The sequence below is a fragment of the Candidatus Mycobacterium methanotrophicum genome, from assembly GCF_023515995.1.
Lineage (GTDB): Bacteria > Actinomycetota > Actinomycetes > Mycobacteriales > Mycobacteriaceae > Mycobacterium > Mycobacterium methanotrophicum.
This window is the reverse complement of the sequence record NZ_CP097320.1, coordinates 3195989-3211525: the sequence shown is the minus strand read 5'-3', so window position 1 is coordinate 3211525 and position 15537 is coordinate 3195989. Positions and strand designations below refer to the sequence as shown.

The 15537-nt window shown below is 66.1% G+C and carries 13 protein-coding genes and 1 pseudogene; 2 read left to right on the top strand and 12 right to left on the bottom strand.

Annotated features, from left to right (window positions below; translation table 11 throughout):
- The 9 genes from M5I08_RS16605 to M5I08_RS16565 form a co-directional block, all read right to left on the bottom strand.
- The gene (locus M5I08_RS16605; RefSeq protein ID WP_219067995.1) at positions 1–2205 is read right to left on the bottom strand and encodes a malate synthase G; all 2205 of its coding nucleotides are present in this window, start codon (positions 2203–2205) and stop codon (positions 1–3) included.
- Between the two features lie 20 nt (positions 2206–2225).
- Complete coding sequence (locus M5I08_RS16600) at positions 2226–3146, bottom strand: 3-methyladenine DNA glycosylase (protein WP_219067994.1); 921 nt, start codon at positions 3144–3146, stop codon at positions 2226–2228.
- A complete protein-coding gene (locus M5I08_RS16595) occupies positions 3139–4188 on the bottom strand; it encodes a hemolysin family protein (protein WP_219067993.1) in 1050 nt (349 codons plus the stop codon). Before M5I08_RS16595 ends, M5I08_RS16600 begins: the two co-directional genes overlap by 8 nt.
- Positions 4188–5555, bottom strand: coding sequence for a hemolysin family protein (locus tag M5I08_RS16590; protein ID WP_219068011.1), 1368 nt, complete (start codon positions 5553–5555; stop codon positions 4188–4190). The genes M5I08_RS16595 and M5I08_RS16590 overlap by 1 nt, the downstream gene beginning before the upstream one ends.
- Before the next feature lie 205 nt (positions 5556–5760).
- Positions 5761–7197 (bottom strand): GuaB1 family IMP dehydrogenase-related protein, encoded by a 1437-nt coding sequence (locus M5I08_RS16585; RefSeq protein WP_219067992.1) that lies wholly within the window; start codon positions 7195–7197, stop codon positions 5761–5763.
- Between the two features lie 18 nt (positions 7198–7215).
- Positions 7216–8691 carry an NADP-dependent phosphogluconate dehydrogenase gene (gene gnd, locus M5I08_RS16580; protein WP_219067991.1) on the bottom strand — a complete coding sequence of 492 codons (1476 nt, stop codon included), beginning with the start codon at positions 8689–8691 and terminating at the stop codon, positions 7216–7218.
- Positions 8692–8781: 90 nt separating this feature from the next.
- Entirely contained in the window at positions 8782–9738 is a 957-nt protein-coding gene (locus M5I08_RS16575; RefSeq protein WP_219067990.1) for a M56 family metallopeptidase, read from the bottom strand.
- A gap of 14 nt (positions 9739–9752) precedes the next feature.
- Positions 9753–10169: a BlaI/MecI/CopY family transcriptional regulator gene (locus tag M5I08_RS16570; RefSeq protein WP_219067989.1), complete on the bottom strand. Its 417-nt coding sequence runs from the start codon at positions 10167–10169 to the stop codon at positions 9753–9755.
- A 290-nt stretch (positions 10170–10459) separates the two neighbouring features.
- Positions 10460–10666 carry a hypothetical protein gene (locus tag M5I08_RS16565; RefSeq protein WP_219067988.1) on the bottom strand — a complete coding sequence of 69 codons (207 nt, stop codon included), beginning with the start codon at positions 10664–10666 and terminating at the stop codon, positions 10460–10462.
- Between the two features lie 246 nt (positions 10667–10912).
- On the opposite strand from M5I08_RS16565, the gene M5I08_RS16560 reads away from it, so the two are divergent.
- Positions 10913–11341, top strand: a complete 429-nt coding sequence (locus M5I08_RS16560; RefSeq protein ID WP_219067987.1) for a PaaI family thioesterase — start codon at positions 10913–10915, stop codon at positions 11339–11341.
- Here the strand turns inward: M5I08_RS16560 and M5I08_RS16555 are convergent.
- From M5I08_RS16555 to M5I08_RS16545, 3 genes and pseudogenes are all read right to left on the bottom strand, one after another.
- A complete protein-coding gene (locus M5I08_RS16555; RefSeq protein WP_219067986.1) occupies positions 11338–12723 on the bottom strand; it encodes an NAD(P)/FAD-dependent oxidoreductase in 1386 nt (461 codons plus the stop codon). The genes M5I08_RS16560 and M5I08_RS16555 overlap by 4 nt on opposite strands.
- Positions 12724–13227: 504 nt before the next feature.
- Positions 13228–13449 (bottom strand): annotated as a pseudogene (locus M5I08_RS16550) (LLM class F420-dependent oxidoreductase); the annotation flags it as partial.
- Between the two features lie 42 nt (positions 13450–13491).
- Positions 13492–14169: an SDR family oxidoreductase gene (locus tag M5I08_RS16545; protein ID WP_219067985.1), complete on the bottom strand. Its 678-nt coding sequence runs from the start codon at positions 14167–14169 to the stop codon at positions 13492–13494.
- A 382-nt stretch (positions 14170–14551) separates the two neighbouring features.
- Between M5I08_RS16545 and M5I08_RS16540 the strand changes: the two genes are divergently transcribed.
- Positions 14552–15535, top strand: coding sequence for an APA family fibronectin-binding glycoprotein (locus M5I08_RS16540; RefSeq protein ID WP_219067984.1), 984 nt, complete (start codon positions 14552–14554; stop codon positions 15533–15535).
- The last annotated feature ends 2 nt before the right edge of the window (positions 15536–15537 follow it).

Sequence of the window (15537 nt, the reverse complement as noted above, 5' to 3'; positions counted from 1 at the left end):
TCAGTCACCAGCGCGGGCCTTAAATTCCCGACGACGTCGGTGCAGGATCGGCTCAGTGTAGCCGTTGGGCTGTTGGGTCCCGGACAGAATCAAGTCCTGGGCAGCCAGGAAGGCGATGCTGTCGTCGAAGTTGGGCGCCATCGGAAGATACGCCGAGTCGCCGGCGTTCTGCTGGTCGACCATCGGAGCCATCCGCTCCAGGCTGGCTCGCACATCCTCTTCGGTGATCACGCCGTGACGCAACCAGTTTGCCAGCAGCTGGCTTGAAATCCGCAGCGTCGCACGGTCTTCCATCAACGCGACGTTGTGGATGTCGGGCACCTTCGACGACCCCACACCCTGGTCGATCCAGCGCACCACATAGCCGAGGATGGATTGGCAATTGTTGTCGACTTCTTCTTTGATTTCCTCATGAGCCCAGGCCAGCTCCTTGGCCAGCGGGATCGTCAGCAGCTCATCCATCGTGGTGCGCTTGTTACCGGCCAATTCCTTCTGGACCGCCACGACGTCGACCTGATGGTAGTGCAAAGCGTGCAGCGTGGCCGCGGTGGGGGATGGCACCCACGCGGTGCTGGCACCCGCCTTCGGCTGGCCGATCTTCTGCTCGACCATGTCGGCCATCAGCTCGGTCATCGTCCACATGCCCTTGCCGATCTGGGCGTGGCCGGCGAACCCGGTCGCCAGGCCGGTGTCGACGTTGTTGTCCTCATAGGCCAAGATCCACGGCTGGCTCTTCATGGTGCCCTTACGCACCATCGGGCCGGCCTCCATCGAGGTGTGGATCTCATCGCCGGTGCGGTCCAGGAAACCGGTGTTGATGAACACAATCCGGTCGGCGGCGGCTTTGATGCACGCCTTCAAGTTGACGGTGGTGCGCCGTTCTTCGTCCATCACACCGACTTTGAGCGTGTTCTCGGGCAAGCCGAGCACGTCTTCGGCCTGGCGGAACAGCTCCGTGGTGAACGCGACCTCATCCGGGCCATGCATCTTCGGCTTGACGATGTAGATCGAACCCGTCCGGCTGTTGACCAGCGGACCGTTGTCATCGGTGGCCTTGAGCCCGTGAATTGCGCACAGTCCGGTGAACAAGGCGTCCTGAATCCCCTCGAACACCTCTGTTTCTTCGCCGTCGTCTTCGCTCCACACGATCGCGTCGTTGGTCATCAAATGCCCGACGTTGCGGACGAACAGCAGGCTGCGGCCGGGCAGCGCGAACTCGTCGCCGCCCGGCGCGGTGTAACTGCGGTCCTGGTTGAGCACCCGGGTGAACGTGTCGCCGTCCTTGTCCACCTCTGCGGACAGATCGCCCCTGTTCAGGCCGAGCCAGTTGCGGTACGCGCGGGTCTTGTCGCCGGCGTCGACGGCAGCCACGGCGTCCTCGAAGTCGATGATCGTGGTGACCGCCGACTCCAGCACCACGTCCTTGACGCCGGCGGCGTCGGTCTTGCCGATCGGCGATTGCGGGTCGATCAGGATCTCGATGTGCAGCCCGTGGTTGACCAGTAACACCGACCAGTTGGGCGACCCGAGCTCACCGCCGTATCCGGCGAACTGACCGGGGTCGGCCAGGCCACGATCTTGCTCGTCGCCTTGCAGGCTGACCAGCAATTGGCCGTCGTCGATCTTCAAGCCGGTGGCATCGGTCCACGAACCGGACGACAGCGGCACTGCGTCGTCGAGGAACTTGCGGGCGTAGGCGATCACCTTGTCGCCGCGGACTGGGTTGTAGCGGGCGCCCTGCTCGGCGCCGTCGGTTTCCGGGATGACGTCCGTGCCGTACAGCGCGTCGTAGAGGGAGCCCCAGCGGGCGTTCGCCGCGTTGAGGGCGAATCGGGCATTCGTGACCGGGACCACCAGCTGCGGGCCGGCCGTCGTGGTGATCTCAGGATCGACGCCGGCCGTGGTGATGGAGAAATCGTCCGGCTCTGGCACGAGATAGCCGATTTCGGTGAGGAACTGCCGGTAGGTTTCCGGGTCGATCGGTTCAATGATGCGATGCCGGTGCCACTTGTCGATCTGTTCCTGCAATTGGTCACGGCGCGCAAGCAGCTCCTGGTTTCGCGGATGCAGGTCCGTGACGACCTTGTCGACGCTCGCCCAAAAACCGTCGGGGTCGATGTCAGTGCCGGGCAAAGCCTCGTTGTTGACGAAGTCATACAGCTCCCGAGCGACGCGCAGGTTCCCCACCGACACGCGATCCGTCATCTTTCTCCTCCGCTTCAGCCTCATGAAGTTCTGCCCAGCCTACCGGCCAGTACGCCGAATTCCGGTACCTGGGCGACCTGCAGCAGCAGGTCACACCGGTCCAGCAGGGCTGCCCGTAGCGGCGCAGCCCGTGCAGCGATGGCCTGCTGGCAACGCACATACTCGGCGCGGCCGGCGGCGTGCTCGACGGCAATCGGTGCACACCCGTAGCCACGCAGGTCGTACGGGCTTGCCCGCATGTCGATTTCGCGTGCGGCTGTGGCCAGTTCCAGGCAGTCCATCAGCAGCTCGGAGTCGATCAGCGGGCTCACTTTATAACACCACTTGTACAAGTCCATGTTGGCGTGCAAACAACCAGGCTGTTCCCAGTCCTGCTGGGTGGCACGGCTGGGCACACCCGCGTTTCGAGGCACCGCGTCAGAACTGAAGAACCGGAACGCGTCGTAGTGGCTGCATCGCAGCGGCCCGGCGAGCTCACCCTCGACAACGGCGTCGGTGCCCGCGGCGCCCAACCGCAATGGGACACGCTCGTGGCGGACGGCACCGTCATGGTACACCATCGCCCACTCGTGCAGCCCGAAGCAGTTCAGCCGAGCCGGGCGCCGCGCGGTCGCCCGTAGCAGGCGCGCCACGAACGAAATGGTGTCCAACCGGTCGCGCAGGTAGCTCAGGCTGACTGTGACACCGTCACCGTCGACGGTGTAACCACGGCGCCCACGGTAGCGCCGGATCGCTTGGCTGCCGACGAGTAGCACCCCGTAACCCGGGTGCCAGCAGCGCAGCTGCCCTGGCCGCAGGCTGTAGTAGCTGAACAGAAAGTCCCACACCGGATGCGCCTCGCCGGCCCGGGCCCGCTCGACGTGTGGGGCAACGAAGGCGTCGACGCGTCGGGCATACGCGTCGGCGCGCGCCGTCCACAGCTCCTGGTCAAGCTCAGACACGCTGCATGCCGTCCCGCACCGCACCGACCAAGTCGCGGACCAAGTCTTCCAGTGCGACCATCCCTGCCACGGCCCCGTCCTGCGCGCTGACCAGCGCTAGATGACTCTTGCTGCGCCGCATCCTGGACAATGCCTCGGGAACCGACAGCGACCCGCCAATTCGCGGCAGTGGTCGGACCCGCACCAGATCGACCACGGCGTGGCGATCGTCACCCAGTGACAGCACATCCTTGATGTGCAGGTAGCCGATGAACTTGCGGTCGACGTCGACCACCGGGAACCGGGAGTAGCCGGTCGCGGCCAACGCGTTTTCCACCGCTTTGACGGTCGGTCCGGAACCCTGCGCCGCCACCGACACCGCGCGAATCTGGGAAACCGGGACCGCGACGTCGGCGACCCGCCGGTTGCGAATCTGCAGCGCCCGGGTGAGCCGGGTGTGTTCCTCGGGATCCAGCAGACCTTCCGACACCGATTCGGCGATCATCTCGCCGAGCTCGGCGGTGGAGACGGTGACGTCGAGCTCGTCTCGGGGTTGCACTCCCAGCGCCCGCAGTATGACGCTGGTGCAGCGGTTATAGAACGTGATGATCGGCCGGACGGTACGCACATACGCAAGGTAGGCCGGGATCAGCAGCATCGCCGCCTTCTCCGGGCCGGCGATCGCGATGTTCTTGGGAACCATCTCCCCGAGCAGGACATGCAGCGTCACCACAATCGCCAGCGCAACGACGAACGACGCGGTGTGCAGCAGGGGCGAGACGCCGACCGCCTCGAATGGCCGCCGCAACAGGTCAGCCACCGCGGGCTCACCGAGTCGGCCGAGCACGATCGACGACACCGTGATCCCCAGCTGGGCGCCGGCGAACATCAGCGGCAACTGTTCGCCGGCCCTGATCGCGGTGACCGCGCTTGATCGGCCCTGCTCCGCCAATGCTTGGAGCCGATCTCGGCGCGCTGAGATCAGCGAGAATTCCGCACCAACGAAAAATGCATTGGCGGCCAGCAGCACAATGGTCGCCAGCACTCCCAGCAAGTCGCCCATCAGCGACCGCCTCCCACGCCGGAACCGCGGCGACCCGCCAGCCGGGTCAGCTCCAGCAGGTCGATGCGCCGACCGTCCATCCGGATCACTCTGGCCTGCCAGCACACCGAGCCGTCCGGTATCCCGCCGGGTTCGTGTCCGCTCAACTGCACCGTGTCCCCGCTGACCGGAATGCGGCCGAGCTGCTGAAGTACCAGCCCGCCGATCGTCTCGTATTCACCCTCCGGTGCGTGATATCCGGTCGCGGCCGCCACCTCGTCGACGCGCAGCAGCCCTGACACCCGCCAACCATTGCCGGACGCCACCACGTCCGGTGTGGCGTCGTCGTGTTCGTCGCGGACGTCGCCGACGATCTCCTCGATCAGATCTTCGACGGTCACCATGCCCGCCACACCGCCGTACTCGTCGACAACCATCGCGGTCTGCAAGCGGTTGGCCCAGATCTCTCCCATCAGCGCATCGCCGTCCAACGTGGAGGGCACCACCGCGACCGGCTGCGCGATGGCGGTCAGCAAGGTGTGCTGGCGCTCGGCGGCTGGAACTTCGAAGACCTGTTTGACATGCACCATCCCGACGGTCTCGTCAAGGTCGCCGTCGACGATCGGGAACCGGGAAAAGCCACTCTTGGCGGCTGTGGCGACGAGGTCTGCGACAGTGTTGTCCTTTTGCAGCGCAACAATTTTCGAGCGCGGCGTCATCAGCTCCTCGGCTGTCAGCGTGCCGAACTGCAGTGACCGATGTAGTAACGCCGCGGTGGTCGGATCCAGAGCTCCGCTGCGAGCCGACGCGCGGACCAGGGAAACCAGCTCCTGCGGCGACCGGGCCGACCGCAGTTCCTGCGCGGGCTCGATTCCCAGCTTGCGCAGGAGCCGGTTCGCCGCACCATTTGTCAGTCGGATCGCGAAGGTCATCACAAACGAGAACAGCAGCTGCGGACCCGCGACGGCGCGGGCGGTCGGCAATGGCCGCGCGACCGCCAGATTCTTGGGCACCAGCTCACCGAAGACCATGGACACCGACGTGACCACCAGAAGGGCCGCGAATGCGATGACGGCTTCGGCCACCCGGTCAGGCACCCCGAGCGCATCCATGGCGGGATGCGGCAGCTTCGCCACCAACGGCTCGGTGAGATATCCGGTGACCAGTGTGGTTATCGAGATGCCCAACTGCGCTCCGGACAGCTGGAAAGAAAGGGTGTGGTGGGCCCGGCGCACGAAGCGGTCACGACGGCCACCATCGCGCGCGTTGGCCTCCACTGTGCTGCGCTCGAGGGTGGTCAACGAGAACTCCGCGGCCGTAAACAGCGCGTTGCCCGTGATGAGCAGCACGATGGCCAGCAGGCTGAGCGAGGTGACGGCGGGGTTCATCGCCGCCGCCGGGGTTGCGAGCAATCAGCCCGTACGCGCCGCGGTGACCGCTCGGCCCGGAGGCCGACGGCCGCGCCGGGTGCCTGCGGCACGGAGAGACCTTTCCCTCAAGTTATCCAATGACTAAGTGGAGCTTCTATGGTAACGAAGCCGTAACCCGCGCTAGCCGCTTCGCCGCGACGACACGCCCCCCGGCTGGCCGGGATCACCACCCGAACGGCAATGGATGGCCTTCAGCGAAGCCCGCTGCGGATTGCACGCCGACCAACGCCCGCTCATGCAACTCGGCCAGCGTCGACGCACCGACATACGTACAGGTGCTGCGCACCCCGCAAGTGATGTGATCGATCAGATCCTCGACGCCGCCGCGGTCGGGGTCCACCCCCATCCGGGAGGTCGAGATACCTTCCTCGAACAACGCCTTGCGGGCACGCTCGAAGGCGCTGTCGGCTGCGGTGCGGGCCACCACGGCGCGTTTGGACGCCATCCCGTAGCTCTCCTTGTACGGCTGATCTTCGCGGTCGCGCAACAGGTCGCCAGGGGATTCGTAGGTGCCTGCGAACCACGATCCGATCATCACGTTCGACGCGCCGGCCACCAGCGCCAAGGCCACGTCCCGCGGGTGGCGCACCCCGCCGTCGGCCCACACGTGTGCCCCGAGTTGCCTTGCCGCCGAAGCGCATTCGACCACAGCAGAGAACTGGGGCCGGCCGACGCCGGTCATCATCCGGGTGGTGCACATCGCGCCCGGGCCCACACCGACCTTGACGATCGACGCACCGGCGTTGATCAGGTCACGGGTGCCTTCGGCCGACACCACATTGCCGGCGGCCAGCGGCACGCCCAGATCCAGCGACGATATCGACTTGATGGCGTCCAGCGCGTTGACCTGATGGCCATGCGCGGTGTCGACGACAACCAGGTCGACGCCGGCCTCGGTCAACGCCTGGGCTTTGGTGGCCACATCACCGTTGATGCCGACCGCTGCGCCGATGCACAGCCGGCCCGCGGAGTCGGTAGCCGGGGTGTAGAGGCCTGCGCGGATCGCTCCGGTGCGGGTCAGCACACCGGCCAGCGTGCCGTCCGGTCCGGTCAACACCGCGACATCGACGGGGGCTTGCTCGAGAAGGTCGAACACCTCTCGCGGTTCGGTGGCCAGCGGCGCCCTGACGAAGTCGGTGATCGCGATATCGCGCACTCGCGCGAAACGGTCCACGCCCTCGCAGCATGATTCGGTGACCAGCCCGACCGGGCGGCCCTCAAAGGCCACCACCGCGGCGCCGTGCGCGCGCTTGTGAATCAGTGCCAGCGCGTCCGACACCGAATCGTCGGGCTCCAGCACCACCGGGGTGTCGACAACCAGGTCGCGGCTTTTGACGAAGTCCACCGTGCGCTGCACCGCGGTGATCGGAAGATCTTGAGGCAGCACCACTATCCCGCCGCGGCGGGCCACCGTCTCGGCCATCCGCCGCCCCGCGACCGCGGTCATATTGGCCACCACTACCGGGATGGTGGTACCGGAGCCGTCGTGGGCGGCCAGATCCACGTCGAACCGTGACGCCACGTCCGAACGATTCGGGACGATGAAGACGTCGTCGTAGGTCAGGTCGTATGCGGGACGGTGCCCGTCTAAAAACCTCATCGGTATCGGTTGTACCCCTTATCGGGAGCTGCTAGAGGCCGGCACTTCGGTGCGATCGCCGCTCCACAACGTGTGGAACTTCTTGCTGGGGTCCTCGTCGATGCGTCCGTAGGTGTGCGCGCCGAAGAAGTCCCGCAGGCCCTGGGTCAGCGCGGCGGGCAGCCGCTCGGTGCGCAGCGCGTCGTAGTACGACAGCGCCGAGGAGAAACCCGGGATCGGGATGCCCAGCTGGGTGGCGGCCACCACGACGCGACGCCAGCCGTCGATGGCCGATTCGATAGCGCTGCGGAAATACGGCGCGACGATCAGCGTCGCCAGATCGGGGTCCTCATCGAACGCCTCCTTGATCCGGTTGAGGAACTTCGCCCGGATGATGCAGCCACCGCGCCAGATGGTGGCCAGGTCGCCGGGCGTGATTCCCCAGTTGTACTCGGCGCTGCCGGCCTGGATCTGGTTGAATCCCTGGGCGTAGGCGATGATCTTCGACGCGTACAGGGCCTGACGAACATCGTTGACGAATTGCTTTGCGTCCCTGGGTTTTTCGCCAAGCTGGCCCGACGCCAGGCCGGTGGTGGCCGTGCGTTGAGTCACCGACCCCGACAGCGCCCGAGCGAAGACCGCTTCGGCGATACCGGTGACCGGCACACCGAGATCCAGCGCCGACTTGACCGTCCATCGACCGGTGCCCTTCTGCTCGGCCTCGTCGAGGATCACGTCCACCAGCGGCTTGCCGGTCTTGGCCTCTTTCTGGCGCAGCACCTGCGCGGTGATCTCGACTAAGAAGCTGTCCAGGTCGCCAGAGTTCCACTCGTCGAACACGTCGGCGATCTCGTCGGCGGTCTTGCCGAGCCCGTCGCGCAGCAGCTGGTAGGCCTCGCCGATCAACTGCATGTCGGAGTACTCGATGCCGTTGTGAACCATCTTGACGAAATGACCGGCGCCGTCGGGCCCGATGTGCGTGCAGCACGGTACACCGTCGACGTGCGCCGAAATCTCCTCCAGCAACGGACCCAGCGACTTGTACGACTCGGCGGGGCCGCCGGGCATGATCGACGGACCGTTCAGCGCCCCCTCCTCGCCGCCGGAGATGCCGGCGCCGACGAAGTGCAGGCCGCGCTCACGCATGGCCTTCTCGCGTCGGATCGTGTCGGTGTAGAGCGCGTTGCCGCCGTCGATGACGATGTCGCCTTGTTCCATGGCGTCAGCAAGCTGGTCGATGACAGCGTCGGTGGGGCCGCCGGCCTTGACCATGATCAGCACCCGGCGCGGCTTCTCCAGCGCGGCGAGGAACTCTTCGATGGTCTCCGCCCGCACGAATTTGCCTTCGCCGCCATGCTCTTTCAGCAACGCATCGGTTTTGGCCACCGAGCGGTTATGCACGGCCACGGTGTAACCGTGGTGAGCGAAGTTCCTGGCGATGTTCGACCCCATCACCGCCAGCCCGGTGACTCCGATCTGCGCGGTGCCGGCAGCAGCGTTCGATTCGGAGCTCATGTATTCGCCTCTTTCGGGTCGTGACGTTCTCGTAAAAGCCTGCACCGCACACTGTGGCACAGCGCGATTCGGCCACCCAGCCGCAGGAGGTTAGGCCGCGAGGAATAGCCGCTGCAGTTCAGTCAGCCACGGAATGGCCAGCGCAACGGTGGGCACCGCCAGCACCGCCGCCGCGGCGAGGTAGGCGGTCGTCGAGCACATCAAGCTGTTGCCGCTCCCCCCGGCAAGCCGGCGCACCCGCAGCAGCGTGTGGGCACTGCCGGCGGCCAATGCGCCCACCGGTGTCCGGCCCGAGGCGCACGTCACCAGCGCACGGGCCAGGGGAGCGCGGCCGGCTACCCGCACCGCGGCGTCGTCGGCCAGCAGCTCGACCAGCAGCTGGACCGCGTCCAAAGCGTTGGCGCTGCGGACAAATCGGGGAAATGCAGCGTGCGCAGCGGTGAACGCCTCAAGGACGAGATCGTGACGGGCGCGCAGATGGGCCCGCTCATGGCTGAGTATCGCGGCGACCTCGGCCTCGCTGAGCGAGTCCAGCGTGCCCTCGCTGACCACCACCCGGCTGCGCACGCCGGGCAAACAGTAGGCCAGCGGCTGCGCCACTTCCAGGACGCGCAGATCGCGCTCGTCGGCGCAGCCCTTCGCGACGACGGCCTCGGGTGCTACGCCGACCAGATCGACGAGCATACGGTGACGGGCGCGGCGGCGACGCGTGGTGATGGCCACCCGGACCACCGCCGTCGTCAGCCGGGCACCGATCAGCAGCGTGAGCGCGAACACCGCGACATCCAAAGTCCACAGCGGCCAACCGAGCCGGCCGATGGCGGCGACCGGGGTGGCGGTTGGCCGCCCGTCGGCTCCGGGAAGAAACAGCCGGCTGGCGATCGCGAGCCCGGCGCTGAACGCTGAAAGCACGCCGGCCACCGCGACGGCCTGCCAGAGCACCATCGCGGCGCGCGGGGCGCGCAGCGGCCATTTTGCCCGCGATAGCAGGGCTGGTATTGGGCTGACCAGCATCACCGCGAGGACTGTGAAGGCTAGCCCGGACACGCTGCCAGTCTCCCTTAGCCCTCGGGTCGCGCGCCAACAGACGGCGCGTCGCGGTGGCCGGACTCGAGTTCATCGAGTGCCCGCCGAAGCGCCTCGGCTTCGTCGGCGCCGACCCGTTCGACGAAGTGCACCAGGGCCGCTTGTCGGCTCCCGGAGTCGACGGCCTGATCCAGCGCGTCGACCATGAGGCCGGCGACCAACTCGTCGCGGCCGTGCACCGGGACATAGCGGTATGCGCGGTCGTCGCGGATTTGGGAGACCAGGTTTTTCTTGGCCAATCGTTGCAGCACGGTCATCACCGTCGTGTACGCCAGGTCGCGTCGTATCGACAGCGCCTCGTGCACTTGCCGCACTGTTTGAGGTTCGAGAGCGGACCAAAGGTGGTCCATCACCGCGCGTTCGAGATCTCCCAGACGCGTCAGCTTAGCCATATTCGTTCATCTCCTGTGCCATGACGCAATCGTACTCCGGCTTACTACCGGCGGTCGTACCGATCTGTCCGCTCATGTGATGGCCTTGACGGTATTCGGGTGGTCGCGCTGGCGGCGTTGGAGGCGCGGGCATGCCGACACCGGCCTGGAGAACCTGCGGGTGCACGTCGACTCCAAGGGCGTCATCGACGGGGGTGGCCCCGGGCAATCCCGATTGTCTTTGCGACGCTGTGGGGCTTCGGCCTTCCGGTGCGCAGCCCCACGGTGTTGCGGACTCGCACCGCGTCGGCTCAGTCTTTGATGAAGTGGTACATCCGGTAAGAAAGCCGTCCGCGTTGCAGTTCGCGATACATCAACGTGCCCGGCGCACCGGCGAAAAGCCGGCCGAAGGACTGCAGGAACACGGGCGCATGGCGGCCGACTAGATCCAGGTAACGCGGCGAATTGTTATCCAGCCCGCGCAGCATCTCGGCGCTGATCTCCCGTTTTGAGACCATCCGCTGAACCACGAATAACTCCCGATGGGCTTGACGTACTGCCTGAGGGCGCCGGTCACGACCCGCGGACCCGGCGGCGGCCGGACAGGCTCGGTCGTCGCCGTTGCCATGCCCTCCCCGCCCGTGTTTCGCCATTGCAAAGGTTTGCGTTGGCCGGTCTCACAGTAGCGGTCGCGAGCATGTCCCGCGGCCTGTCCGGTAGCCCGGACAGGCCGGCGACAACCGGGCCGTGTAGACACAGACGCTATGCAGCCTCCGCCAAATTCACCGATCCCGGCGGGTTTTGAGGCGCCATTCGACAATGAGCTGGGGCTAGTCTTCACCGAGCTCACTCCGGATGGCGCACAGGCCCGGCTCGAGGTGCAGCCCAAGCTGCTGCAGCCGATGGGCATTGTGCACGGGGGTGTCTACTGCTCCATGGTCGAGAGCATGGCCAGCGTGGCCGCTTGGGCATGGATCAGCGCAAACGGCGGCGGCTCAGTCGTCGGCGTCAACAACAACACCGACTTCCTGCGCGCGATCGGCAGCGGCACGGTGTACGGCACCGCGACGCCGGTGCATCGCGGCCGCCGTCAGCAGCTGTGGTCGGTCACGATCACCGACGTCGACGAGCGGATGGTGGCCCGTGGGCAGGTACGTCTGCAGAACCTCGAGGATACGGAGCCAGCTAACTAGCTGGCCGCTGCCGTCGCCTCGCCCTGATGCGCCTCGGCAGCCAGAACCGCCAGCTGCTCAAGTCGGGTGCGGGCGAACGCTTGCTGTTCGGTGATGGTCAGCTGGCCACGTCGGCCACTCAAGAACGTCACCGTCCAGGACAACACGGTGGTGATCTTGTTCTTGAAACCGATCAGGTACACCAAATGCAGCAGCAGCCACGCGAACCAGGCAATCAACCCGCCGAATTCCAGCGAACCGATCTTCGCGACGGCGGAGAATCGCGAGACTGTGGCCATCGAGCCCTTGTCGAAGTACTGGAAGGGCTCCCGCTCGGCTGGATCGGCGCCGGCCAGTTCGGCTTTGATTATGGTCGCGGCGTACTTGCCGCCCTGGATGGCGCCCTGCGCGACTCCAGGGACGCCCTCGACGGCAGCCATGTCACCGACGACGAAGACGTTCGGGTAGCCGGGCAGCGAGAGGTCAGGAAGCACCTTGACGCGGCCCGCGCGGTCGAGTTCGACCGACGACTGGCGGGCAAAGTCGCGGCCCAATGGGCTGGCCGAGACTCCGGCCGACCACACTTTGCAGGCGGATTCGACGCGCCGGATGGTGCCGTCGGAGTCCTTGACCGTGATGCCGTCGCGGTCGACGTCGGTGACCATCGCTCGGAGCTGGATCTCGACGCCCATCTTCTGCAGCCGTGCGGCCGCCTTCTTACCCAGCTTTTCCCCCATCGGCGGCAGCACCGCAGGGGCAGCGTCCAGCAAGATTACTCGCGCCTTGGTCGAATCGATGTGCCGGAAAGCGCCCTTCAAGGTGAAGTCGGCGAGCTCGGCGATTTCTGCGGCCATCTCGACGCCGGTAGGACCGGCGCCGACGACGGTGAAGGTGAGCAGTTTCCGCCGCCGCTCCGGATCGGTGGATCGTTCGGCTTGTTCGAATGCGCTCAAGATGCGGCCACGCAGTTCCAGCGCGTCGTCGATGGACTTCATACCGGGGGCAAACTCGGCGAAGTGGTCGTTGCCGAAGTACGACTGGCCGGCGCCGGCAGCGATGATCAGGCTGTCATACGGGGTCTCATAGGTGTGGCCGAGCAACTCCGAGACGACGAACTTGCCGGCCAAGTCGATATGGGTGACGTCGCCCAGCAGGACTTGGACGTTGCGCTGTTCGCGCAGGATCACGCGCGTCGGGGGAGCGATTGCACCTTCGGCGACAATGCCTGTCGCTACCTGATACAGCATCGGCTGAAACAGGTGGTGGGTGGTCCGGGCGATCAACTTGATGTCGACGTCGGCCCGCTTGAGCTTTTTGACCGCGTTAAGTCCGCCGAATCCAGATCCAATGACCACGACCCGGTGTCGATGGTCGGGCGCGGTGGCTTCGGGGTGGGCGCTCATGGTGTGGATTGCTCCTCGACGGCGACGGCGTTCTACTACACGGTAGCCGCCGGACCTGCTGTTATCGACGCCGACCCGTGGCGGGTGTGATTTTTGGGGTGATTGTGACTTGATCGGCGTGTCGTCGTGATCAGGTCCTGATCGTGAGGAAAGCGTCGGCGGGTGACATGTACTCGCCCCGATGTTCGAGACGCCGCCGATGCTTGCGGCCTGGCCTTACCGGCCGCCGCCGCATAACCGCGAAAGTCGAGATACGAGGGTCTGCGGAAAAGGGAATGAGCAAATCGCGGGCCGCAGCGATTTCGAATTCGCCGGGATCGTCCAGTAGAGGTGGCAAGAGCTCAGGCAGCAGCCAAAGCAGCCGCAGTAGCGGATCTGGTAGTGGCGGAAACACTTCCCAGAGTATCTAGGCGCCGGGGGTACCGGCACGTCTTGCAGGGGCATTTTGTTGGCCATTATTGGTCATTCCCGGTGGTATGTCCGATCTACGTGGTGGAAGGGGACGACGCGATGAGATCCGCGGCCGCCGTGACCCCGCCCGGTGTATAGGAGGGCATGTTGATAATCGGGCGAGCCCAGCTTCGGATCACGAAAATGGATCGCGGAAACTGAATCGAATCCTGCCGATTCGGCCTCGCGTGCTTGCGCGATAACGGTCGGGAAGAGCTGCTCGACGCCGGTGCCGTAGGAAAAGTTGGGAATTTGCAAGCCAAGTCGGATGGTCACGCGGTTTGCCCTAATGACCGTGCACCAGCGGCAGGTGTCACGCTAGGCGAATTGCGTTAGCGCACCATGGCTGACGTGGAGAAGCTGTCCGCTGATATGCCGGGCAGCGGGACTCGTCAGGAAAAGCGCCAACCGCGCGACTTCGGCGGCAACCGGCGGGGGCGTGCTGGACAACCCTTCGTACCCTGGCTGCGTGCCGCGGCCGGCGGCGACGGCGTTGACCGTGATACCGCGAGCACCGAAGACCGTCGCCTGGCCCGACACCCAGTTCGACAGTGCGGCCTTAGTCGCGGCCTCGGCACTACCTGGACGTGGGTTCTCCGGCGCAACGCCGATGATCGACCCGCCGGGACGTAGGTGGTCGCCGACAGTGTCAACGACCAGCATCGCCGATAGCACGGTGGCGTCGAGTGAGTTACGCCATGCGGCGGCCTTGTCCGACAGCGAGTACGCGCGTGGGTCACCAGGGTTCCAGCGCGGCGCCGGGATGTTGACGATGGTGTCGAGGTGATGCGGGAACAACCCACGCGCCTCCGCGAGGCTGACCGGGTCGGCGGTGTCGCAGACGATTGCGTCGGCTTCGAGTTCTTTGGCGACCACTTCCAGATCGTCGCGACGGGCCCCGACCAGCGTGATCGCATGGCCTGCGTCACGGAATCCTTCAGCAACGGCGCGACCCAGTTCGGTATCGCCCCCGGTGACCAGCACCTCCACCGTCATGACCTCCTCGTCTTCAGCACTGAATCCAGGTGACGGCCACCTACGGGCACCTGCGGCTTCCGCCTGGAGCAACGGTTATCCGATGCTTCGATGGTGGCTCACCGCAACACCGCTCCCTGGGATTTCAGGGCGTGTATGGCGTCATTCTCCGTACACGTTACTGGACGGTAGTTAGCGATGACACTCTACACGCCGCACGAGGCGGTCACCGTTTGGATAACGCTTGGCACACGGACCAACGGTGCTGAGCCAAGCCGGCTTCGCCCGGCCCGAATGATCGGCGTTGATGCGTCGGATCGCATGGGCGCGATCGGCTGCAAATCAATAACATCGTCGGCGTTACGACCGTGCCCCGGGGTGCTGACACGGTAGGTTTCTCCGCATGGACAAGGTGGACGCAAACTCGACACGGCCCAAAAGCCGCTGGACGACGCTGGCGGTCGCCGCGATAGGCGGCGCCGGAGCCATCGCGCTCGTGTTGCCGGCGGCGACAGCGAGCGCCGACCCGGTTCCACCGCCGGGAACCACCACGGCAGCGCCTCCGCCTCCCAACGGCCCGGCAGATGCGGCACCCGGTCCGGCCGGTGCTCCCGCTGCGCCTCCGCCCGCCGACCCAGTCGCGGCGCCACCGGGCGCCGACCCCAACGCACCCGCGCCACCGGCAACCGACCCGAACGCGCCCCAACCCGGGCGGATCGACAACCCGGTCGGCGGATTCAGCTACGTCATTCCGGCCGGCTGGGTGGAATCGGATGCCACCCATCTCGACTACGGCTCGGCACTGCTCAGCAAACAGACCGGGCCGCCTGCCCCGGGCCAGCCCCCACCGGTTGCCAACGACACCCGCGTGGTGCTCGGCAAGTTGGACCAGAAGCTTTACGCCAGTGCTGAACCCGACGACACCAAGGCTGCGACCCGTTTGGCGTCGGATATGGGTGAGTTCTTCATGCCGTATCCCGGTACCCGGATCAACCAGGAGAACACTCCGCTGACGGCCCCCGGCGTGTCGGGGGGTGCCTCCTATTACGAGGTCAAATTCAGCGACGCTTCCAAGCCCAACGGCCAGATCTGGGCCGGAGTGATTAGCCCGTCGGGACCGAATACGCCGCAGGGTTCGGCGAACCAGCGCTGGTTCGTGGTGTGGCTGGGCACCTCCAACGATCCGGTGGATAAGGCCGGCGCCACGACACTGGCCGAGTCGATCCGCCCGCTGGGAACTCCTCCGCCGGCCCCGGCGCCCGCCCCTGCAGCTCCGGCACCGGCTCCTGGGGCTGCGGCACCCGCCCCGGGCGCGCCACCACCGCCCCCTGGACAGCCGGCCGGCGGTATTGGCCCCGTCCCGGCTCCGCGCGTAGTATCAACCTGACG